Source organism: Streptomyces sp. CB09001, assembly GCF_003369795.1.
In the GTDB taxonomy this organism is placed as follows: domain Bacteria; phylum Actinomycetota; class Actinomycetes; order Streptomycetales; family Streptomycetaceae; genus Streptomyces.
Window position 1 is genome coordinate 5556568 of the sequence record NZ_CP026730.1, and the last position, 21587, is coordinate 5578154.

Genomic DNA, 21587 nt, shown 5'->3' on the forward strand with positions numbered 1-21587 from the left:
CGGCCGACCGAGGGCCCGTCCCCTGCCTCGGCAGGGGACGGGCCCTCGGTCATGTACGGATCCACGTACGGATCACTGACCGCCGTACGTCTTGCTCATGTTCTGGTACATCGCCTCGGCCGACGGGCCGAGCTGAGGGCCCGCCAGCCAGGTGTTCTCCAGCGGGCCGATCGAGGTGTTCGAGACCAGCTTGGTCTCGCCGTCCACCACCCGGAACCAGCCGCCGCCGGACGAACCGCCGGTCATGGTGCAGCCGATGCGGTACATCGTCGGCAGCGACGGGCTCAGCGACAGCCGGCCGGGCCGGTCGACGCACTTGAACATCTCCAGGCCGTTGTACGGCGCGGCCGCCGGGTAGCCCCAGGCACCCATGCTGGACACCTCGGTCGCCGACGGGGCGGAGAAGTCCACCTCCAGCGCTGCGCCGACCGTCTCCTCCAGCGACTTGCCGCCCTGCTCGGGCTTTACGTGCAGCACCGAGTAGTCGTACGCGGCCCCGTCACCGCCGCTCTCCGAACCGCCCTTGATCCACTGGTCCGAGGTGGCCGCCCAGTCGGCCCACCAGGTGCCGTACGGGGCCATCTCGGTGGTCGTCGCGTTCGCCAGCTCCGCCTCGGACTTGCCGTAGTCGTTGTACGACGGGACGAAGGCGATGTTGCGGTACCAGCCGCCGCTGCCGCCCGCGTGCACGCAGTGGCCCGCCGTCCACACCAGGTTGGACTCCCCGGGGTGGTTCACGTCCTTGATCACCGTGCCGGAGCAGACCATCGAGCCCTCAGGGGAATCGAAGAAGACCTTGCCCACCGGAGCCGCGTTCTCGTGGTACGGCTTCTTCTCGGCCACGGCCTCGACGGGCGCCGGCTCCGGGTCGGTGGCGCCCTGGTCGGCGGCGGCGTCCTTGGTGGTGACGGTCTTGTCGGCCTCCTTCGCGGACTTCATCCGGTCCGGCTCCCACAGGCCCTCGATCACCGGGTTGACGAAGTCCTTGGCCGCACTGAGCCACTTGTCCTGGTCCCAGTTCTTCCAGCCGCCGTCCTTCCACCGGTCGACGTCGATGCCGTGCTCCTTGAGCCGGTCCGCGAGGCCGGCCGCCGGCCCGCCCTCGCCGCCACCGGTACCGCCCGCGTCGGCGGCCTCGGAGGTGCCGCCGCCGGGCTTGGCGCCGGCCTCGTCCTGCTCCGATCCGCCGCAGGCGGTCGCCGTGAGCGTGAGCGCGGCGGCCAGACCGGCGGCGGCGAGTGCGGTGCGCCGCCCGCGCCGGGGCGCGGCGGACACAGGTGTGGAACGCATGGTGCGACAACCCCCGTTGAAACGTGTGAATGCGTGCATGTGTCTGTCATGGAACGCGCGGCGGGGTGCCGGCCACGGGCCCGACGCACCCCACCGTCCTCACCGGTCGGCGAACTTGCCGCTCACCGCGTCGAACACGCCCTTGGCCTCGTCGCCGAGGCGCGGTCCGGCCAGCCAGCCTGCGGTCACCGGGCCGATGGAGGTGTTGGAGACCAGCGCGGGCTTGCCGTCGGAACCGGCGGCGACCCAGCCGCCGCCGGACGAGCCGCCGGTCATGGTGCAGCCGATGCGGTACATCGTCGGGTCGGAGGCGTTGAGCGACAGCCGCCCGGGCTTGTCCTGGCACTGGTACAGCTTCTGGCCGTCGTACGGCGGCGCGGCCGGGTAGCCGATCGCCTTCATGCCGTCGATCTCCGGCACGGCGGGCGCGTCGAAGTCGACCGGAAGCGCGGCGCCGACCGTCTCCTCCAGCGACTTGCCGCCGCTGCCCTTCTCCGGCGTCACATGGATCACGGCGAAGTCGTACGAGGCACCGTCACCGCCCGTCGCACCGCCCTGCTCGATCCACTGGTCCGAGGTCTGCGCCCAGTCGCCCCACCAGACACCGTAGGGAGCGAGCTCCTCCTTGGTGGCGTTCTGCAGCTCCTCCACCGACTTGTCCGCGTCGTTGTACGACGGGACGAAGGCGATGTTGCGGTACCAGCCGCCGCTCTTGCCCGCGTGCACGCAGTGACCGGCCGTCCACACCATGTTGGACTTGCCGGGGTGGGCCGGGTCCTTCACGACCGTCGCCGAGCACACCATCGAACCCTTGGGGGAGTCGAAGAGGAGCTTGCCGGCCGTGGCGGCGTTGTCGTGGTACTTGGCCGGTACGGCCTCCGCCTCGACGGGGGCGGGCTCCGGGTCGGTGACGCCCTGGTCGCCGGAGATGTCGTTCTCGTCGACCTCCTGGTCCGGCTCCTCGGCGTCCCGCATCCGGTCCGGGTCCCACAGGCCCTCGATGATCGGGTTGACGAAGTCCTGCGCCTCGCGCAGCCAGTCGTCCTTGTTCCAGTTCTTCCAGGCGCCGTTCTTCCAGTCGTCGACGTCGATCCCCTGTTCCTTGAGCTTGTCCTTGATGTCGTCCGGGATCCGGATGCCGCCGTTGCCGTCGTCCGCGGCGGACGCGGAGGCCGAGGCGTCGCCGCCCGCCTCGGGGTCGCCGTCCTCGCACGCCGTGGCGGTGAGCGCCAGCGCCGAGACGAGCGCCACGGCGGCGGCCGCGGAGGAGGTTCCGCGCCGTCCGCGCCTGTTTCCGCGCGTGCTGAACGACGGCCGTATGGATCGCATGGTGTTGACTCCCCCTGCTGTGAACGAACGTGGTGCCGCGGTCGAACCGCCGAACGACGGTGACCGGGAACGGCACCACACACTATGCGGTGGCTGTGGGGGAGTTCCGACGGAACGGCAACGGTTCGGATACAGCCGCCTGACCTGGCACGCGTCGCCCGCCGAACCGGACCGCCGGGTCGCGGAGCCGGAGCGGACCGCGAAACACCCGCGGACATCCCCGCCCCGGCAACGATCTTCAGGCAGGCCGTAACCCCGTGAACGGTCCTCGGTTGGTAGCGGTGGGGGGCCTGCTGTCCGGACGCGGTCCCCCATGCCGGGAGCGCCCGGCACGTCGGGTCGTGTCCGGGCAGCGGGAGGTCGACGAACCGTGGCGGGATCCCCGTACGGAGGGTGCGCGGGCACGGGCGGGAAGGGCGAGCCGGTCGTGACGAGGGAGCCCGCGGTCGCGGCCTCCACGCGGGCGCACGCCGCGCATGAGGGCGCTGTGCAGGGGAGCGGCGTGTCAGGGCCGGGGGGTGGCGGGCGGAGGGGTGCTCCGAGGCGCCAGGCGGCGCGGGAGCCGGCCGCGCGTACCTACGCGCGCGCCCTCCCGATCGTACCGGTCCGCGCCCGGGGACTCACCATCGAGGGCGCCGACGGCCGCCGTTACCTGGACTGCGTCTCCGGTGCGGGCGCCCTGGCCCTCGGCCACAACCACCCCGTCGTCCTCGATGCGATCCGGACGGTCCTCGACTCGGGCGCGCCCTTGCACGTCATGGACCTCACCACGCCGGTCGAGGACGCCTTCGTCACCGAGCTGCTGCGCACCCTGCCGCCGGGACTCGCCGACCGCGCACGCGTGCGGTTCTGCGGCCCGGCCGGCGCGGACCCGGTCGCCACCGCCGTCGCACTGGCCCGCGCCGCCACCGGTCGGGCCCGGGTGGTCAACGTCACCGACGCCGACGAGCCCGCTCTCGACGAGCCCGCTCTCGACGACGGCGAGCCGGGACGGGAGCGGCCTGCCGGACTCCTCCTGGAACCGGTCCGGAGCGACGCCGGGATGCGCCCGGTGCCGGACGGCCTGGTGCGGCGCCTGCGGGCCCGCACGGCCGACCGTTCCGTCCCGTTCATCGTCGACGAGACCGGGACGGGCGTGGGCCGCACCGGCGCCTACTGGGCCTTCGAGCACAGCGGAGTCACGCCCGACGTGCTGGTCCTCGCCAAGGCGATCGGCGGCAGCCTCCCACTGGCCGTAGTGGTCCACCGCGAAGACCTGGGCGAACCGGACAGTAGGGCGGGCACCTTCCGCGGCAACCAACTCGCCCTGGCCGCAGGAGCGGCCACCCTCGCCCACGTCCGCGAGCACCGGCTCGCCGACCACGCCGCCACGCTGGGCGGCCGGATGCTGACCGGACTGCGCGCCCTCGCCGCGGAGTTCACCTGCGTGGGCGACGTGCGCGGGCGAGGCCTGATGGCCGGTGTCGAGCTGGTGGCACCGGACGGCGCGCCCGATGTCGCCGCCCATGGCGCCCGCGCCGGTACCGCCGCCGCCCTCGCCGACGCCGTCCGCCGGGAGTGCCTGCGCCGCGGGCTGATCGTGGACGTCACGGGCCCGCGCGCGAACGTCGTACGGCTGCTGCCGCCGCTCATCGTGACCGAGGAGCAGATGTCCGCCGTCCTCGACCGACTCGCCGACGCCGTACGGGCGGTGGACCGCCACCGCCCCGGCGGCCCCGTCCCGATACGCGGGGAGCGCGCCCCGAGATGAGACCCGCCCCCGGACACGGCACGCCAGGAGGACCCGCGTTGCACACCGACCCCGCTCCCGAACCGGCCCCCGCGGCCGCACCCGGAGCCCCGGCAGCTCCGGGGCCTGTTGCCTCACTGGACGCCGCACGCGACGCCGCTTCGGACTCCGCCGGATCTCCGGACACCGCACCACGGCTTGCCCCGGTGCCCGGCGTCCTCCCCGGGCCGCGGCACGCGCCGCACGCCCTCCACTCCGCGGCCGACCCCTTGGACGACCTCGATCCCTGCGCCGCCGCCCAGGCCGCGGGCACGGAGAACCTGATCCGCTGCTGGGTCCGCGAGGCCGACGTGTCCGCCCCCGACGACGACGTCCTCCACCTGCCGCTCCCGGCCTCCGGCACGGCGCTCGTCGTTCCCGTCCGTTACTGGTCCCCGACCGGGGCGCACCGCTTCGGCCCCCCGCGGCTTTCCGGCTCCCCCGCGTCCGCGCCGCCCGTGGACGCGGTCACGCTCGCCGCGCTGCTCGTACGCGAGACGGCCGGTTCCCCGGGGTCCGACGGTCCCGACCTCGTCGCGCGCGTGGCCGACTCCGTCCGCCGCACCGCCGTGTTCCTCCGGGACCGCGACGGTTCGGAAGACAGCAGCGGACCCGACCTCTTCCTCGCCGCCGAACAGGCACTCCTCCTCGGGCACCCGCTGCATCCCACCCCGAAGAGCCGGGAGGGCCTCACCGAGAACGAGGCACGCCGGTACTCACCGGAGCTGCGCGGCTCCTTCCCCCTGCACTGGCTGGCCGTCGACCCGTCCGTACTCGTCACCGACTCGGCCTGGACCGAGCGAGGCCGCCCGGTCACCGCGCCCGCGCTCACCGCGCGCCTCGCGACGGACGGCCCGGCGGCACCGCAGGGGTACGCCCTTCTGCCGCTGCACCCATGGCAGTACCGCGCGGTGCTGCACCGGCCGGACGTCGCCGCCCTCCTGGACACCGGGCTGGTCGAGGACCTCGGCGCCCGGGGCCCGGCATGGCATCCCACGTCCTCCGTGCGCACCGTCCGACGCGGCGGTGCCCCCGCCATGCTCAAGCTCTCGCTGGGCCTGCGCATCACCAACTCCCGGAGGGAGAACCTCCGCAAGGAGCTCCACCGCGGTGTCGAGGTGCACCGCCTGCTGCGCCGCGGCCTGTCCCGCCAGTGGCGGGCGGCCCACCCGGACTTCGACATCGTCCGCGACCCGGCCTGGCTCGCCGTCGACGGACCCGACGGCACGCCCGTGCGCGGCCTCGACGTCGTCGTCCGGCACAACCCCTTCCGGCCCTCGGACGACGTCTGCTGCGTGGCCTCTCTCGTGGCGCCGCGGCCGCCCACCCGCGGTCTGTACGGCACCGCCGCGCGCACCCGGCTGGCCGAGGTCGTCACCCGGCTCGCCGGACGGACCGGCCGCCCGCGCGGGGCGGTCGCCGTCGAGTGGTTCCTGCGCTACCTCCACCACGTCGTACGCCCCGTCCTGTGGCTGGACGCCCGCGCGGGGATCGCCCTGGAGGCGCACCAGCAGAACACGCTCGTCCTGCTGGACGCCGACGGCTGGCCGGCGGGCGGCCGCTACCGCGACAACCAGGGCTACTACTTCCGCGAGTCCTGGCGTGCGGAACTCGCCGCCAGGCTCCCCGGGATCGGCGAACACAGCGACACGTTCGTGGCCGACGCCGTCACCGACGAGCGCTTCGCCTACTACCTCGCCGTCAACAACGTGTTCGGTCTCATCGGCGCTTTCGGCTCCGGACATCTCGCCTCGGAAGGCACGCTGCTGGCGGCCTTCCGCCGCTTCCTCGGTGAACTGGACTCGGGCCCCGACCCACAGGGCGGCCCGCTCCCCGCCCACCTCCTCGACTCACCCGTACTGCGCTGCAAGGCGAACCTGCTGACCCGGCTGCACGGCCTCGACGAACTCGTCGGCCCGGTGGACACCCAGTCCGTCTACGTCACTATCGCCAACCCCCTGCATGCCTGAGCGGGCAGCCCTCCCGAAGGAGCGACACCGTGCATTCCACCGACGCGAGCGCCGACGACACCCTGGACCTGCACCTGCCCGAGGAGTTCGTCGCCCTCTTCCGGACGGCGGCGAACGACGCCACGGACGCGGCTACGGCACCCGAGCGTGAGGGTCTGCGCGCGCATGAGGGTCTGCGCGCGCATGAGGACCTCCTCGACGGCATCGCCGACTGGGGGCCGAGCGACACCCCCGCCGGAGCCTTCCACCTGGTCCCCGTCGACCTGGAACGGGACCTCGCGCTCATCGCCCGCTGGATGAACGACCCCGCCGTCGCGGCGTACTGGGAGCTGACCGGACCGCAGAGCGTGACCGCCGACCACCTGCGGGCCCAGCTGACCGGCGACGGGCGCAGCGTCCCGTGCGTCGGGATGCTGGACGGGGTGCCGATGAGTTACTGGGAGATCTACCGCGCCGACCTCGATCAGCTGGCCCGGTACTGCCCGGTCCGCCCCCACGACACCGGCGTCCACCTGCTGATCGGCGACGGCGCCGACCGCGGGCGGGGCCTCGGAACCGAGCTGATCAGGGCCGTCGCCGACCTCGTCCTCGCGGGCCGCCCCGCCTGCACGCGGGTGCTCGCGGAACCCGACGTCCGCAACAGGCCGTCTGTCGCGGCGTTCCTCGGCGCCGGGTTCCGGCCGATGGGGGAGGTGGACCTGCCCGCCAAGCGCGCCGTCCTCATGATCCGCGCACGGGAGGCGCCGGAACCTTCGCCGTGAAGCGCGCAGCCCGTCGTCTCCGGCGTCCCACCCGCCGTCTCCGGCGTCCCACCCGCTGCCTCTGTCGTCCCGCCCGCCGCCCAGGAGCCACCCTTGCCCCGCCTGTCCCCACGGTCACTCACGCCGCTCGCACCCGCCTTGCGGACCCGTTTGTCAGTCCCGGGCCGTAGGGTGGTCGGGCTATGACGAAGCCCTCACTCCCCGAACTCCTGCACGCCGCCGTCACCGCGGTCGGCGGCACGGAGCGTCCCGGCCAGGTGGCCATGGCCGAAGCCGTCGAGGAAGCCATCGACGGCGGCTCCCATCTGCTGGTCCAGGCCGGCACCGGCACCGGAAAGTCGCTGGGGTACCTGGTGCCCGCGCTGGCGCACGGGGAGCGAGTGGTCGTGGCCACGGCGACCCTGGCCCTGCAGCGTCAGCTGGTCGAGCGGGACCTGCCCCGCACGGTCGACGCACTCCACCCCCAGCTGCGCCGCCGCCCGGAGTTCGCGATGCTCAAGGGCCGGTCGAACTACCTGTGCCTGCACCGGCTGCACGAGGGCGTGCCGCAGGACGAGGAGGAGGGCCTCTTCGACCAGTTCGAGGCCGCCGCCCCCACCAGCAAACTGGGCCAGGACCTGCTGCGGATGCGCGACTGGGCGGACGAGACCGAGACCGGCGACCGCGACGACCTCACGCCGGGCGTCTCCGACCGCGCCTGGGCGCAGGTGTCCGTGTCCTCCCGGGAGTGCCTGGGCGCCTCGAAGTGCGCCTACGGCGCCGAGTGCTTCGCCGAGACGGCCCGTGAGCGGGCCAAGCTCGCCGAGGTCGTCGTCACCAACCACGCGCTGCTCGCGATCGACGCCATCGAGGGCGCGCCCGTCCTGCCGCAGCACGAGGTGCTGATCGTCGACGAGGCGCACGAGCTGGTCTCCCGGGTCACCGGGGTCGCCACCGGCGAGCTGACCCCCGGCCAGGTCAACCGTGCGGTACGGCGTGCCGCGAAGCTGGCGAACGAGAAGGCCGCCGACCAGCTCCAGACGGCCGCGGAGGGGTTCGAGCGGCTGATGGAACTGGCGCTGCCGGGCCGTCTCGAGGAGATCCCGGAGGACCTCGGCTACGCCCTGATGGCCTTGCGGGACGCCTGCCGCACGGTCATCTCGGCGATCGGGACCACCCGCGACAAGTCCGTGCAGGACGAGGACGCGGTCCGCAAGCAGGCGCTGGCCTCCGTGGAATCCGTGCACGACGTGGCGGAGCGGATCACGAACGGCTCCGAGTGGGACGTCGTCTGGTACGAGCGCCACGACCGGTTCGGGGCCTCGCTGCGGGTTGCTCCGATGTCCGTCTCCGGGCTGCTGCGGGAGAAGCTCTTCACCGACCGCTCGGTGGTCCTGACCTCCGCGACCCTGAAGCTGGGCGGCGACTTCAACGGCGTCGGGGCATCCCTCGGCCTCGCCCCCGAGGGCACCGAGGGCGACGACGTGCCCCAGTGGAAGGGCGTCGACGTCGGCTCGCCCTTCGACTACCGCAAGCAGGGCATCCTCTACGTCGCCAAGCACCTGGCCCGCCCCGCCCGGGACGGCGACCGCGGCGACATGCTCGACGAGCTGACCGACCTGATCCAGGCGGCGGGCGGCCGCACACTGGGGCTGTTCTCCTCGATGCGCGCGGCCCAGCTGGCCGCCGAGGAGCTGCGCTCGCGGATCCCGGAGTACCCGATCCTGCTCCAGGGCGAGGAGACCCTCGGCGAGCTGATCAAGAACTTCGCGGCCGACCCGCGGACCTGCCTCTTCGGCACCCTGTCCCTGTGGCAGGGCGTCGATGTGCCCGGGCCCAGCTGCCAGCTGGTCGTCATGGACAAGATCCCGTTCCCGCGTCCGGACGACCCTTTGATGAGCGCCCGCCAGAAGGCGGTGGAGGAGGCCGGGGGCAACGGCTTCATGGCGGTCGCCGCCACCCACGCCGCGCTGCTCATGGCCCAGGGCGCGGGCAGGCTGGTCCGCGCGTCGGGCGACCGTGGGGTGGTCGCCGTACTGGACCAGCGGCTGGCGACGGCCCGCTACGGCAGCTACCTGAAGGCGTCCCTGCCCGACTTCTGGTTCACCACGGACCGCAACCAGGTCCGCAAGTCGCTCGCCGCGATCGACGCCAAGGCCAGGCAGACCGAGGGCGCCGGGCAGGCCGAGGGCGACTGAGCGCGGCCGTCGTGCCGGGCGGCGCCCGGTACCACCGGTCCCCGGACAGCGCTGGGCCCCGGAACCGGCGCAGAGGTCCCGGGGCCCGGTCGGGTCGGCGGGGCGCTGTCACGCGTACCCGCCCGCCGTGGCGCTCAGACGCGACGCAGTACGGCCACCACCTTGCCGAGGATGGTCGCGTCGTCACCGGGAATCGGCTCGTACGCCGAGTTGTGCGGGAGGAGCCAGACGTGGCCGTCCTCGCGCTTGAAGCGCTTGACGGTGGCCTCGCCGTCGAGCATCGCGGCCACGATGTCGCCGTTCTCCGCGACCGGCTGGCGGCGGACCGTGACCCAGTCGCCGTCGCAGATCGCGGCCTCGATCATCGAGTCGCCGACGACCTTCAGGACGAACAGCTCGCCGTCGCCGACCAGCTGCCGGGGGAGCGGGAAGACGTCCTCGACGGACTCCTCGGCCAGGATCGGGCCACCGGCGGCGATACGGCCGACCAGCGGGACGTACGAGGCGGCCGGCTTTCCGGCGGTGTCCGTGGGCTGCACCGAGGCGGCCTGGTCGGAGCCGCGCACCTCGTAGGCGCGCGGGCGGTGCGGGTCCCGGCGCAGGAAGCCCTTGCGCTCCAGTGCCATCAGCTGGTGCGCCACCGACGACGTGCTGGAGAGGCCGACGGCCTGGCCGATCTCCCGCATCGACGGCGGGTACCCGCGCCGCTGCACGGAGTCGCGGATGACCTCGATCACCCGGCGCTGGCGGTCGGTGAGCCCCGAGCTGTCCGCCCGGATGCCGGGAGGTCGTCCTGGCAGGGAGCGCTTGTGCCCCTCGGGATTCGCGGCGTCGCTCATCGCGTGCACCGGCTCAGGTCGGCCCTGGGGGCGTTCCTGGGCAGTGATGGTGGCACTGTCGGCGGTGGTGGTCACGTCGGCCCCTCTCGATGGTCTCCCTGCTGCACAACGGTAGTAGCTTTCGAAAGGTTGCGCCAAACACACGTTCGAGTGAAAAAACGCGAATCGCTCGCTCGTATTGCATGTCTGGGTGTATGGCTACCGTGGTGCCTCGCGGACAAAAGGGCTCATTGCTGTACTCTTCACCGCCGTGGTGACAACCTCTGCGATGTCGCCCCAGTCTGCCATCCGGCATTCCGTTCGGCGGGGCGGGTCTCCCATCTGTTGCGGTAGTCCCACGTCCCCTCCCCGCGGTGCCCACGGTATCTCCGCATGCCCCCGGGCGACACGGCCGCGACACGGTCGCCACACGCCCGGGCCACGGCCGGGGCGTACGTGACGCGGCGCGGGCGGCCGCGCACGCACAGGCGCGACACGCGTGCAGGGCGTGTTTGTATGGGCCAATCCCCACATCTAGTGGTTGGATTGCATCAGCAGCCCACAAGTTGTGGTCCCCCGGGTCTTCGAGCCCGCCGCGATCGCCTATGCTGGGGGCTGCTTCGAGGGGCCTGAAGGGCCTTTCGAGGTTGTTGATTCTGCTGTGAGGAGGGTTCGGAGTCCATGCACTGCCCCTTCTGCAGGCACCCCGACAGCCGTGTCGTCGACAGCCGTACGACCGACGACGGCACGTCGATCCGCAGGCGCCGCCAGTGCCCTGACTGCTCCCGTCGGTTCACGACCGTGGAGACGTGTTCGCTCATGGTGGTGAAGCGGTCCGGGGTCACCGAACCGTTCAGCCGCACCAAGGTGATCAACGGTGTGCGCAAGGCCTGTCAGGGCCGGCCCGTCACCGAGGACGCGCTCGCCCAGCTCGGCCAGCGGGTCGAGGAGGCGGTGCGGGCCACCGGAAGCGCCGAGCTGACCACCCACGACGTGGGGCTGGCCATCCTCGGACCGTTGCAGGAGCTCGACCTCGTCGCCTATCTGCGATTCGCCTCCGTCTACCGGGCGTTCGGCTCGCTCGAGGACTTCGAGGCCGCGATCGCGGAACTGAGGGAGACGACGGGGCCCCCCGGCGAAGACGACGACGCAGGCGCGGGGAGCCAGGAGAACGACCGCGGGCCCACGGGGGCAGGACAGGTCCCCGAGCCCGCAGGCGCCGCCGACTGATCGGCGGGCCGGACCCGGACTTCGGCGCCCGGGCCCGGCCGGACGGCGGCGAGCGAGAAAGACCTGTTGCGGGCGGTGCGAGAGATGCCCGCAACACCAGACAGAACACCGTGCCCACGGGAACAATCGGGGCACTTCAGGGCGTTTTCGCCCGTACAGGGAGGCGGCATGACAGAGACGGCGAGCGGTCCGGCACGGAGTTCCCGCGCCAAGGGCACCAAGGCGGGCAAGGGACTCCGCGTCGAGCGCGTCCACACCACTCCCGGCGTCCACCCCTACGACGAGGTGGCCTGGGAGCGTCGTGACGTCGTCATGACCAACTGGCGCGACGGCTCGGTCAACTTCGAGCAGCGTGGCGTCGAGTTCCCCGAGTTCTGGTCGGTGAACGCGGTCAACATCGTCACCAGCAAGTACTTCCGGGGCGCCGTGGGCACCCCGCAGCGCGAGGTGAGCCTGAAGCAGCTCATCGACCGCATCGTGAAGACGTACCGGAAGGCCGGCGAGGACAACAAGTACTTCGCCTCGCCCGCCGACGCCGAGATCTTCGAGCACGAGCTGGCCTACGCCCTCCTGCACCAGATCTTCAGCTTCAACAGCCCGGTGTGGTTCAACGTCGGCACGCCCCAGCCGCAGCAGGTCTCCGCCTGCTTCATCCTGTCCGTCGACGACTCCATGGAGTCGATCCTCGACTGGTACAAGGAAGAGGGCATGATCTTCAAGGGCGGCTCGGGCGCCGGCCTGAACCTCTCCCGGATCCGCTCCTCCAAGGAACTGCTCTCCTCCGGCGGCAACGCCTCGGGACCGGTCTCCTTCATGCGCGGCGCCGACGCCTCCGCCGGCACGATCAAGTCCGGTGGCGCCACCCGCCGCGCGGCCAAGATGGTCATCCTCGACGTCGACCACCCCGACATCGAGGACTTCATCCAGACCAAGGTCAAGGAAGAGGAGAAGATCCGCGCCCTGCGCGACGCGGGCTTCGACATGGACCTGGGCGGCGACGACATCACGTCCGTCCAGTACCAGAACGCCAACAACTCGGTCCGCGTGAACGACACGTTCATGAAGGCCGTGCAGGACGGCGGCAAGTTCGGCCTGACCTCCCGCATGACCGGCGAGGTCATCGAGGAGGTCGACGCCAAGGCGCTCTTCCGCAAGATGGCCGAGGCCGCCTGGGCGTGTGCCGACCCGGGCATCCAGTACGACGACACCATCAACCAGTGGCACACGTGCCCGGAGTCCGGCCGCATCAACGGCTCGAACCCGTGCAGCGAGTACATGCACCTGGACAACACGTCCTGCAACCTCGCCTCGCTGAACCTGATGAAGTTCCTGAAGGACGACGGCCAGGGCCACCAGTCCTTCGACGCCGAGCGCTTCTCCAAGGTCGTCGAGCTGGTCATCACCGCGATGGACATCTCCATCTGCTTCGCGGACTTCCCGACCCAGAAGATCGGCGAGAACACCCGCGCCTTCCGCCAGCTCGGCATCGGCTACGCCAACCTCGGCGCCCTGCTGATGGCGACCGGCCACGCCTACGACTCCGACGGCGGCCGCGCCCTCGCCGGTTCCATCACCTCCCTGATGACCGGCACGTCGTACCGGCGCTCCGCCGAACTCGCCGCGATCGTCGGCCCGTACGACGGCTACGCCCGCAACGCGAAGCCGCACCTGCGGGTCATGAAGCAGCACTCCGACGAGAACGCGAAGGCCGTCCGCATGGACGACCTCGACACGCCGATCTGGGCCGCCGCCACCGAGGCCTGGCAGGACGTGCTGCGCCTCGGCGAGAAGAACGGCTTCCGCAACTCCCAGGCGTCCGTCATCGCCCCGACCGGCACCATCGGTCTCGCGATGTCCTGCGACACCACCGGCCTCGAGCCCGACCTCGCCCTGGTCAAGTTCAAGAAGCTGGTCGGCGGCGGCTCGATGCAGATCGTCAACGGCACCGTCCCGCAGGCCCTGCGCCGCCTGGGCTACCAGGAGGAGCAGATCGAGGCGATCGTCGCCCACATCGCCGAGAACGGCAACGTGATCGACGCCCCCGGTCTCAAGCACGAGCACTACGAGGTGTTCGACTGCGCGATGGGCGAGCGCTCCATCTCCGCGATGGGCCACGTCCGCATGATGGCCGCCATCCAGCCGTGGATCTCCGGCGCCCTCTCCAAGACGGTCAACCTGCCGGAGTCGGCGACCGTCGAGGACGTCGAGGAGGTCTACTTCGAGGCATGGAAGATGGGCGTCAAGGCGCTCGCCATCTACCGCGACAACTGCAAGGTCGGCCAGCCCCTCTCCGCCAAGACCAAGTCCGTCAAGGACGAGAAGGCGGAGATCACCGAGAAGACCGAGGCGGCCATCCGCGAGACGGTCGAGAAGGTCGTCGAGTACCGCCCGGTCCGCAAGCGCCTCCCGAAGGGACGTCCCGGCATCACCACGTCCTTCACCGTCGGCGGCGCCGAGGGCTACATGACCGCCAACTCCTACCCGGACGACGGTCTCGGCGAGGTCTTCCTGAAGATGTCCAAGCAGGGCTCGACCCTCGCGGGCATGATGGACGCCTTCTCCATCGCGGTCTCCGTCGGCCTCCAGTACGGCGTGCCGCTGGAGACGTACGTCTCGAAGTTCACCAACATGCGCTTCGAGCCGGCCGGCATGACGGACGACCCCGACGTGCGGATGGCGCAGTCGATCGTCGACTACATCTTCCGCCGCCTGGCGCTGGACTTCCTGCCCTTCGAGACGCGCTCAGCGCTCGGCATCCACTCCGCCGAGGAGCGTCAGCGCCACCTGGAGACCGGGTCGTACGAGCCGTCCGACGACGAACTGGACGTCGAGGGCCTGGCCCAGTCGGCGCCCCGCGCCCAGGAGCTGGTGGCCGTCGCCACGCCGAAGGCCGAGGCCGAGGCCGCCAAGCCCGCTCCGCAGCAGGCGCACACCAGCGCCGAGCTGGTGGAGATGCAGCTGGGCATCCAGGCCGACGCCCCGCTGTGCTTCTCCTGCGGCACGAAGATGCAGCGCGCCGGCTCCTGCTACATCTGCGAGGGCTGCGGCTCGACCAGCGGTTGCAGCTGACGCGTAGTCGCTCGTAGTCGCCCATGAGTAAGGGGCGCCCGCCATGGCGGGCGCCCCTTACTCATGCACCAGCACCGTCAGGGCCGCCGCGCCGCGCCCATCACCCGGGTGAACGTCGCGGGCTCGCCCTCGAATCCGTGCACGCCGGGGCGGAACTCCCACGCCCCCGTCTCGTCCCGGACGAACTCCGCGACCGTCGCCGCGGTGGCGGCCGGAACGCCGGCGAAGTCCTCCGCGGCCAGGTCCGTGTAGCCCTCGCGGATGCGCAGGCCCGGGTTGGCCACGTCGCGGAAGGTCCGGTCCTCGGTGTGCTGCTGGATGGCGACGCCCACCACCACGCGCGCGTACCGGGCGTCGAGCCGCTCCAGCTCCAGGGTCATGACCTCGTCGAAACCGAAGCCCTTGCCGTCCTTGCTGTCCCGGTTGAGGTAGATCGTGCCGTCCGGCGAGCGGCTGTCGAAGTGCACCACATAGACCGGGGTCCCGTACGGGTCACCGGCCGGGTAGGTCCCGGCGACGAGGTCCAGATCGGTGGCTGGCTCTCCCGCCGGACTCGGGTCCCACCGCAGCGCGACCTCGACCTTGCCCACGCCCTTGCTGAGGCCGTTCACAGACTTCCCCTTCCCAGGTCCCCCCGCCCCGCCCGGGCCACCAGAACTGCCGGGCGGTGGCGGCCGGTTGTCCATCCTGCCACGCACCGGGGCGGCGGTGCGGGCAAGCGGTCCCGCGGAGAGCGGCCGGCGCCGGGTTCCCTGGCCTTACCATGGCGCGGTGCTGGTCAAGTGGATTCGCTGCACCGTGGTGGACCGCCGCGGTTTCGAACGGGGGCAGCGGAAGTGGGCGGGGCTTCCGGGGGAGCCGGGTTTTCGGGGACAGGGGGGTGGCTGGAGCCGGGGGCGACCGGACGTGGCGCACGTCTTCGCCTTCTGGGAGAGCCGTGCCTTCTACGACTCCTTCATGGCCCGCTCCCACGACAGGCTGGCCTCGGCCCAGGTGGGCACCTTCAAGGACGCCCAGGTCAGGCTCTTCGACTACCGCTTCGACGTGAAGACCGGGTTCGAGCCGCGCTTCACCGACGCCGACCTGCTGCGGGTGGCGCTGTGCCGGGTCCACGAGGAGCGGTCGGAGCACTACGTCCTCATGCAGGAGAAGATCTGGAACCCGGCGATGGCCGGCTCGCCGGGCCTGATCCGCGGCCTGTTCGGAGAGGCCCCGGGGAAGGGGTACAACGAGTACCTCGTGCTGTCCATGTGGCTGTCGGCCGCCGAACACGGGAAGTACCGCACCGAGCGGGTGGAGCGGCTCGCCCTGCGCGCCCAGACGGAGGCCGACATCGCGGCGCTGACGGGCGACATCGTGCAGCTGGAACCTTCCTGGACCGTCTGATGTCCGGACCCGTGTACCTCTTCCAGGTGTGGAAACCGTGTGACGTACGCCGTACGGGGCCCGTACGGGTGCTTGGTTCCGCCCGTCTCGATCTAGGGTTCTGGCATGGCACGACCACGGCGCATCGTTCTTGTCCGGCACGGCGAGTCGACCGGCAACGTCGATGACACCGTGTACGAGCGCGAACCCGACCACGCGCTCGCCCTCACCGACCGGGGCCGGGCGCAGGCAGAGGAGACCGGCAAAGGGCTGCGCGAGGTGTTCGGCAGCGAGCGGATCAGCGTGTACGTCTCCCCGTACCGCCGCACCCACGAGACGCTCCGCGCCTTCCACCTCGACCCGGACCTCATACGGATACGTGAGGAGCCCCGGCTCCGGGAGCAGGACTGGGGCAACTGGCAGGACCGCGACGACGTGCGCCTGCAGAAGGCCTACCGCGACGCCTACGGGCACTTCTTCTACCGCTTCGCCCAGGGCGAGTCCGGCGCGGACGTGTACGACCGCGTCGGCAACTTCCTGGAGAGCCTGTTCCGCAGCTTCGAGGACCCCGACCATCCCCCGAACGTGCTCCTGGTGACCCACGGGCTCGCCATGCGGCTGTTCTGCATGAGGTGGTTCCACTGGACGGTCGCGGAGTTCGAGTCGCTGTCCAACCCAGGGAACGCCGAGATGCGGATGCTCGTTCTCGGTGAGGACGGCAAATACACCCTTGACCGGCCCTTCGAACGCTGGCGAGATCCGGAACCGTACGGGATCACGGGATAGAGTGGCAGGGCGATGACCATTCGTTCTTCTTCTGACGGGCGCCTGGACCGCGCCCTCTCCAGCCTGCGCGGACTTTCGGTGGGGGACGCGCTGGGCTCGCAGTTCTTCGTTCCCGCGAACTACCCGCTGCTGGGGCGCCGCGAGCTGCCGCCCGGTACCTGGCAGTGGACGGACGACACGGAGATGGCCTGTTCCGTCGTCTCCGTCCTGGCCGCCCACCACCGCATCGACCAGGACGCCCTGGCGCACTCCTTCGCCCACCACCACGACTTCGACCGGGGATACGGGCCCGCGGTCAACCGGCTGCTGCGGCTGGTCCGCGAAGGCGGCGACTGGCGTGAGCTGGCCGCGGCGCTGTTCAACGGTCAGGGCTCCTGGGGCAACGGCGCCGCCATGCGCATCGCCCCGCTCGGCGCCTGGTACGCGGACGATCCGGAACAGGCGACCCACCAGGCGGAGATCTCTGCCTACCCGACACACCAGCACCGTGAGGCGGTGGTCGGCGCCATGGCCGTCGCGGCGGCCGCGGCGCTGGCCGCCGATCCGGCCGGCCCGCCCTCCGCGCACACGCTCCTCGACGGGGTGATCGCGCTCGTTCCGAAGAGCGCGGTGGGCGCGGGGTTGCGACGCGCCCGGGACATGCTGGACTACGGCGACGCGGCCACGGTGGCGGCGGTCCTGGGTTGCGGGCGGCGTACGACCGCCCATGACACGGTCCCCTTCGCCCTGTGGTCCGCGGCGCGCGCCCTGCGGGACTACGAGACCGCGTTCTGGACCACCGCCCAGGTCGGCGGCGATGTGGACACCACCTGCGCCATCGTGGGCGGGGTGATCGCCGCGGCCGGCGAGGCGGGGGCGCCCCCGGCCGAGTGGGCGGACCGGGTCGAGGCGCTGCCCGCCTGGATGACGACGGCGGCCTGACAGGGCCCTCTGCGGAAACTCTCCGTATGCGGAGGGAACTCTGCGTGACCGGCTGCGCGTTGTCATGACAACCGCTGTGCGGGGCACGGTCCCCGGGCAGGTCAGGAAGGTCATGGGGGTGGGACGTGGGGGCGCTGTCGGTGTTCGTCGCGCTGCTGTCCGTCGTGCTCTTTGCCGCCCCGCTCGGTGGGCCGAGCGGGGCGGCGACTTCGAGCGCCCGCGGTGCGGGGGTGTCAGCCCATACCCGGCCCGGCCGTGCCGGACAGAGCGTCCAGGTCGCTCTTGCGTACGCGTATCACCAGCCAGGCCGTGGCCAGGGCGAGTACGGCCATGACCGCGGCCGGGATGAAGGCGGCCGAGATGCCCTGTGCCAGCACCTCGTGCGACCAGGGCGCGGGCAGCTGGTGCGTCTGGGCGAACTCCGCCTTCTGCTCCGGCGAACCGTTGGTGAGGAAATTCGGTACCTGCTTCTCCGCCTCGTCCCTGCTGGCCGTGCCGAAGACCGTGGTCAGGATGGCGAGACCGATCGATCCGCCCACCTGCTGCATCGCGTTGAGCAGGCCCGACGCCGCGCCCGCCTCGTGCTGGGCGACGCCGGAGACCGCGGTCAGCGTCAGCGTGACGAAGTTCAGCCCCATGCCGAAGCCGAAGATCAGCATCGGTCCCAGGATTCCGCCGACATACGAGCTGTCGGAGCTGATGAGGGCCTGCCAGCCGAGCCCGAGCGCGGCGAGCGCCGAGCCCGCGATCATGAACGGCTTGGGGCCGAACACGGGCAGGAAGCGCTGCGACAGTCCGGCGCCGAGCGCGATCACGACCGTGACCGGAAGGAAGGCCAGACCGGCTTCGATCGGGGTGTAGCCGAGCACGTTCTGCACGAACAGCACGATGTAGAAGAACATGCCGAACATCGCCGCGGCCAGGCTCAGCATGATCACGTACGTGCCGGAGCGGTTACGGTCGGCGAACATCTTCAGCGGGGTGATCGGTTCCTTGGCGCGCTGCTCGATGAGGACGAAGGCCACCAGCAGGACCGCGGCGGCCGCGAAGGAGCCGATGGTCAGGTTGTCCCGCCAGCCCTCGTCCGCGGCCCGGATGAAGCCGTAGACGAGAGATGCCATGCCCGCCGTCGAGGTGACCGCCCCGGCGATGTCGAAGCGGCCGGAGTGCCGTTCGGACTCGCTGATGTAGAGCGGCGCGAGCACGGCGATCAGTACGCCGATCGGCACGTTGACGAAGAGCACCCAGCGCCAGTCGAGCCATTCGGTGAGCATGCCGCCCGCCAGCAGGCCGATGGCACCGCCACCGGCGGAGACGGCGGCGAAGACACCGAAGGCCCGGTTGCGTTCCGGCCCCTCGGGGAAGGTGGTGGTGATGAGGGCCAGCGATGTGGGCGAGGCGATGGCGCCTCCCATGCCCTGCAGGACGCGCGCGGCCAGCAGCTGCCAGGGTTCCTGGGCGAAGCCGCCGAGCAGCGACGCGAAGGTGAACAGGAGGATGCCGGTCATGAAGACCCGGCGCCTGCCGAGGATGTCACCGGCTCGGCCGCCCAGCAGCAGCAGGCCGCCGAAGGTGAGCGTGTAGGCGCTGACGACCCAGGTGAGGTCGGTGGTGCTGAACTCGAGCGCGTTCTGAATGTGCGGGAGCGCGATGTTCACAATCGTCGCGTCGAGTACGACCATGAGTTGGCAGGCCGCGATGACGGCGAGTGCGATGCCGGGATGTCCCTCCCGGCGGGCCGCTCCCGGCTTCTGGTCTTTGAGCAGAGAAGAGGTTGTCACTATGTGTCCCCCACGGACGATTTAGTGAACGCTCGCGTTCACTGTTGCTTCAACGTTAGTGACTCGGAGACAGTGAACGCAACCGTTCACTTGTCGTGTCGTCGCGCGTCCGGTCCCCCGTCGCGGCCGCGCGATGCGTGCCTTATCCCCGAATACCCGTTTTCACCGCTTTCTGGAGACCTCCGACATGGTTGCTTCGCACTGGGCGTCCGCCTCCGCCCGGACGTCCTCCCGCCGGCGTGGTGCGGTTCTGGAGCGCGCGATCCTCGAGGCCGCGCTGGACCAACTCGGCACCGTCGGCTGGAACGGCCTGACGATGGAGGGGGTGGCCGCGGGCGCGCAGACCGGCAAGGCCGCCGTCTACCGACGCTGGCCCTCCAAGGAAGACCTCGTCGCGGATGCGCTGCGGTCCGGGCTGCCGGACTTCGACACGGTCCCCGACCGCGGCAGTGTGCGCGAGGACCTGCTGGAGCTGTGCCGCAGGGCGCGCGACGCGATGTTCTCCCGGCCCGGATTCGCGCTGCGCTCCGTGATTCACGAATGCGACACCATGCAGGCCGAGCGCTTCCATGCGGTGATCATCAAGGGCGTGGTCGAGCCGACCCTCAAGATGCTGTGCGAGGTCATCGAGCGCGGAATTGAGCGGGGAGAGGTCCGGCGCGACGCGGCCAACGGATACGTCTGCGATGCCATCCCGGCGATGATGATGTACCGCTCGAAGATTTGTGCAAGTGAATGGACGGATCGCGAGCTCGAGGAAATGATCGACCAGTTGATGGTGCCGCTGCTGCGGCCCGACAGCCCCTGACTCCGGCCGGCGGGGAGAGCGCTCCCGTTCCGGGCGACCGGGGTGTCGCCCGGGGATCGCAGCGGCGTACGCTAGGGGCGCCATGCCGTACGAACCACCTACTCACACCGTCGAGCGCTCCCTTCGCGCCACGACCGGAGCGAAGATCATTGCCGGTGTCGACGAGGTGGGCCGCGGTGCGTGGGCCGGTCCCGTCACCGTCTGTGCCGCGATCACCGGACTGCGCCGCCCCCCGGTCGGCCTGACCGACTCCAAGCTGCTCACCATCAAGCGACGCACCGAACTCGAGGTGGAGCTGCGGACCTGGGTCACGTCCTACGCCCTGGGGCACGCCTCTCCGGAGGAGATCGACGCGCTCGGGATGACCGCCGCGCTGCGACTGGCGGCGGTGCGAGCCCTGGAGACCCTGCCCGTCCGTCCCGACGCCGTCATCCTCGACGGCAAGCACGACTATCTCGGGACTCCTTGGCGGGTTCGCACGGTGATCAAGGGCGATCAGTCCTGCGTCGCCGTCGCGGCGGCCTCGGTGCTGGCCAAGGTCCAGCGCGACAAAATGATGGCCGAACTGGGTGTCGACCATGCAGACTTCGGTTTTGCGGACAACGCCGGGTATCCGTCGCCCGTGCACAAGACCGCACTGGAGGAGCGGGGCCCCACCCCGCACCACCGGTTGTCGTGGGCGTATCTTGATGCGCTGCCCCAGTGGCGGCACCTCAAGAAGGTCCGCAGCCGGGTGGAGGGAAGCGTTCCGGAAATCGAGGGTCAGCTCGGATTCGATTTCTGACGGTCCCACTCGCAGGTATGTGCCACCCGCCGACGCGAGCCGCACCAACGTTTGATAAATATCAGCTCATGCCTCTCATTCCCGAGGAGCCTCAGATTCACGAGAAGGCCCAGGGTCCCCGCGCCACTCCGGCCAGTGGCCGCACCGCGCCGACCCCCCGCCCCGTACCCGGCCCCCGTCCTGCGGCTCCGCCGCGCCCCGGCCGTCCCGGCCCGGTGCGGCCGGCACCGCCGGCGCAACGCGCGTCGCGTGACGCGGCCGCGGCCAAACCCGGACCTTCGGGTCCGGCTGCCCCGACCGCCCCGGAAGCCACCTCGGCCGCCCCGCAGATCCAGTTGATCCCGGCCACGCCCGACGGCGCGCTCGACGCCGCCGAAGAGGCCGTGGACCTGCTGCTGGACTCGGGTCGTACCCCCGGTGACGTGCTGGTGATCACCACCGGCGAACTCCACCCGTGGGCGGCCCACGAACTGTCCTTCGGCGACGCCGCCTACTGGGCGCAGCACGACGCGGGCGACGACGTCTTCTACACCGACGCCGCCGTCGCCGACCGTGCGGCGTCGCGGGCCGTGGTCGTGGTCGCGCTCAACGGCGGCCCCGAGGCCGCCGCTGCCACCGCCCTGAGCGTGGCCCACGCCCGGGCCGGTGCCCTGCTGATCGTCTGTGGTGATCCGCAGCGGATCAACGCGGTGCTGGGCGCGGGAGTCTGAGCCCGTTCCGCCGAGCGCGG

General features: G+C 71.2%; 17 protein-coding genes. 12 read left to right on the forward strand and 5 right to left on the reverse strand.

Annotation, left to right across the window (positions count from 1 at the left end; translation table 11 throughout):
- Positions 1-72 precede the first annotated feature (72 nt).
- Together C4J65_RS25925 and C4J65_RS25930 are read right to left on the reverse strand one after the other, a co-directional pair.
- Positions 73-1290 (reverse strand): hypothetical protein, encoded by a 1218-nt coding sequence (locus C4J65_RS25925; protein ID WP_115744551.1) that lies wholly within the window; start codon positions 1288-1290, stop codon positions 73-75.
- A 99-nt stretch (positions 1291-1389) separates the two neighbouring features.
- Positions 1390-2619: a hypothetical protein gene (locus C4J65_RS25930; RefSeq protein ID WP_115744552.1), complete on the reverse strand. Its 1230-nt coding sequence runs from the start codon at positions 2617-2619 to the stop codon at positions 1390-1392.
- Between the two features lie 313 nt (positions 2620-2932).
- Between C4J65_RS25930 and C4J65_RS25935 the strand changes: the two genes are divergently transcribed.
- The 4 genes from C4J65_RS25935 to C4J65_RS25950 all read left to right on the forward strand — a co-directional run bounded on the left by C4J65_RS25935 (position 2933) and on the right by C4J65_RS25950 (position 9295).
- Complete coding sequence (locus C4J65_RS25935) at positions 2933-4369, forward strand: aminotransferase class III-fold pyridoxal phosphate-dependent enzyme (protein ID WP_115744553.1); 1437 nt, start codon at positions 2933-2935, stop codon at positions 4367-4369.
- The gene (locus C4J65_RS25940; protein ID WP_240330507.1) at positions 4366-6357 is read left to right on the forward strand and encodes an IucA/IucC family protein; all 1992 of its coding nucleotides are present in this window, start codon (positions 4366-4368) and stop codon (positions 6355-6357) included. The genes C4J65_RS25935 and C4J65_RS25940 overlap by 4 nt, the downstream gene beginning before the upstream one ends.
- A 29-nt stretch (positions 6358-6386) precedes the next feature.
- On the forward strand, positions 6387-7118 hold the full coding sequence (locus C4J65_RS25945; protein WP_115744555.1) for a GNAT family N-acetyltransferase: 732 nt from the start codon (positions 6387-6389) through the stop codon (positions 7116-7118).
- 182 nt (positions 7119-7300) lie between these two features.
- Complete coding sequence (locus C4J65_RS25950; protein ID WP_115744556.1) at positions 7301-9295, forward strand: ATP-dependent DNA helicase; 1995 nt, start codon at positions 7301-7303, stop codon at positions 9293-9295.
- A gap of 134 nt (positions 9296-9429) precedes the next feature.
- Here C4J65_RS25950 and lexA read toward each other — a convergent pair whose 3' ends face one another.
- Positions 9430-10209 (reverse strand): transcriptional repressor LexA, encoded by a 780-nt coding sequence (gene lexA, locus C4J65_RS25955; RefSeq protein ID WP_003973219.1) that lies wholly within the window; start codon positions 10207-10209, stop codon positions 9430-9432.
- Positions 10210-10794: 585 nt separating this feature from the next.
- Between lexA and nrdR the strand changes: the two genes are divergently transcribed.
- Together nrdR and C4J65_RS25965 are read left to right on the forward strand one after the other, a co-directional pair.
- Positions 10795-11343, forward strand: coding sequence for a transcriptional regulator NrdR (gene nrdR / locus C4J65_RS25960; protein ID WP_115744557.1), 549 nt, complete (start codon positions 10795-10797; stop codon positions 11341-11343).
- A gap of 168 nt (positions 11344-11511) precedes the next feature.
- On the forward strand, positions 11512-14412 hold the full coding sequence (locus C4J65_RS25965) for a vitamin B12-dependent ribonucleotide reductase (RefSeq protein ID WP_115744558.1): 2901 nt from the start codon (positions 11512-11514) through the stop codon (positions 14410-14412).
- A gap of 77 nt (positions 14413-14489) precedes the next feature.
- On the opposite strand, the gene C4J65_RS25970 is transcribed toward C4J65_RS25965, so the two are convergent.
- A complete protein-coding gene (locus C4J65_RS25970; RefSeq protein WP_205351063.1) occupies positions 14490-15023 on the reverse strand; it encodes a TerD family protein in 534 nt (177 codons plus the stop codon).
- A gap of 160 nt (positions 15024-15183) precedes the next feature.
- On the opposite strand from C4J65_RS25970, the gene C4J65_RS25975 reads away from it, so the two are divergent.
- The 3 genes from C4J65_RS25975 to C4J65_RS25985 all read left to right on the forward strand — a co-directional run bounded on the left by C4J65_RS25975 (position 15184) and on the right by C4J65_RS25985 (position 17484).
- The gene (locus C4J65_RS25975; protein ID WP_115744560.1) at positions 15184-15798 is read left to right on the forward strand and encodes a YdbC family protein; all 615 of its coding nucleotides are present in this window, start codon (positions 15184-15186) and stop codon (positions 15796-15798) included.
- A 105-nt stretch (positions 15799-15903) separates the two neighbouring features.
- Positions 15904-16563, forward strand: coding sequence for a histidine phosphatase family protein (locus C4J65_RS25980; protein ID WP_115744561.1), 660 nt, complete (start codon positions 15904-15906; stop codon positions 16561-16563).
- A gap of 12 nt (positions 16564-16575) precedes the next feature.
- Positions 16576-17484: an ADP-ribosylglycohydrolase family protein gene (locus C4J65_RS25985; RefSeq protein ID WP_115744562.1), complete on the forward strand. Its 909-nt coding sequence runs from the start codon at positions 16576-16578 to the stop codon at positions 17482-17484.
- 233 nt (positions 17485-17717) lie between these two features.
- Here the strand turns inward: C4J65_RS25985 and C4J65_RS25990 are convergent, their stop codons facing one another.
- Complete coding sequence (locus C4J65_RS25990) at positions 17718-19265, reverse strand: MFS transporter (protein ID WP_115744563.1); 1548 nt, start codon at positions 19263-19265, stop codon at positions 17718-17720.
- A 187-nt stretch (positions 19266-19452) separates the two neighbouring features.
- Between C4J65_RS25990 and C4J65_RS25995 the strand changes: the two genes are divergently transcribed.
- The 3 genes from C4J65_RS25995 to C4J65_RS26005 all read left to right on the forward strand — a co-directional run bounded on the left by C4J65_RS25995 (position 19453) and on the right by C4J65_RS26005 (position 21567).
- Entirely contained in the window at positions 19453-20073 is a 621-nt protein-coding gene (locus C4J65_RS25995) for a TetR/AcrR family transcriptional regulator (protein WP_115744564.1), read from the forward strand.
- Positions 20074-20155: 82 nt separating this feature from the next.
- Positions 20156-20857, forward strand: coding sequence for a ribonuclease HII (locus C4J65_RS26000; RefSeq protein ID WP_115744565.1), 702 nt, complete (start codon positions 20156-20158; stop codon positions 20855-20857).
- 68 nt (positions 20858-20925) lie between these two features.
- Positions 20926-21567, forward strand: coding sequence for a hypothetical protein (locus C4J65_RS26005; protein WP_115744566.1), 642 nt, complete (start codon positions 20926-20928; stop codon positions 21565-21567).
- Positions 21568-21587 lie beyond the last annotated feature (20 nt).

What these genes read in the sequence shown, in the direction of transcription:
- C4J65_RS25985 (WP_115744562.1), top strand. Translation starts at nt 16,576, where the DNA reads ATGACCATTCGTTCTTCTTCTGACGGGCGCCTGGACCGCGCCCTCTCC.
- C4J65_RS26000 (WP_115744565.1), top strand. Translation starts at nt 20,156, where the DNA reads ATGCCGTACGAACCACCTACTCACACCGTCGAGCGCTCCCTTCGCGCC.
- C4J65_RS25950 (WP_115744556.1), top strand. Translation starts at nt 7,301, where the DNA reads ATGACGAAGCCCTCACTCCCCGAACTCCTGCACGCCGCCGTCACCGCG.
- C4J65_RS25930 (WP_115744552.1), bottom strand. Translation starts at nt 2,619, where the DNA reads ATGCGATCCATACGGCCGTCGTTCAGCACGCGCGGAAACAGGCGCGGA.
- C4J65_RS25980 (WP_115744561.1), top strand. Translation starts at nt 15,904, where the DNA reads ATGGCACGACCACGGCGCATCGTTCTTGTCCGGCACGGCGAGTCGACC.
- C4J65_RS26005 (WP_115744566.1), top strand. Translation starts at nt 20,926, where the DNA reads ATGCCTCTCATTCCCGAGGAGCCTCAGATTCACGAGAAGGCCCAGGGT.
- C4J65_RS25925 (WP_115744551.1), bottom strand. Translation starts at nt 1,290, where the DNA reads ATGCGTTCCACACCTGTGTCCGCCGCGCCCCGGCGCGGGCGGCGCACC.
- C4J65_RS25940 (WP_240330507.1), top strand. Translation starts at nt 4,366, where the DNA reads ATGAGACCCGCCCCCGGACACGGCACGCCAGGAGGACCCGCGTTGCAC.
- C4J65_RS25965 (WP_115744558.1), top strand. Translation starts at nt 11,512, where the DNA reads ATGACAGAGACGGCGAGCGGTCCGGCACGGAGTTCCCGCGCCAAGGGC.
- nrdR (WP_115744557.1), top strand. Translation starts at nt 10,795, where the DNA reads ATGCACTGCCCCTTCTGCAGGCACCCCGACAGCCGTGTCGTCGACAGC.
- C4J65_RS25995 (WP_115744564.1), top strand. Translation starts at nt 19,453, where the DNA reads ATGGTTGCTTCGCACTGGGCGTCCGCCTCCGCCCGGACGTCCTCCCGC.
- C4J65_RS25935 (WP_115744553.1), top strand. Translation starts at nt 2,933, where the DNA reads ATGCCGGGAGCGCCCGGCACGTCGGGTCGTGTCCGGGCAGCGGGAGGT.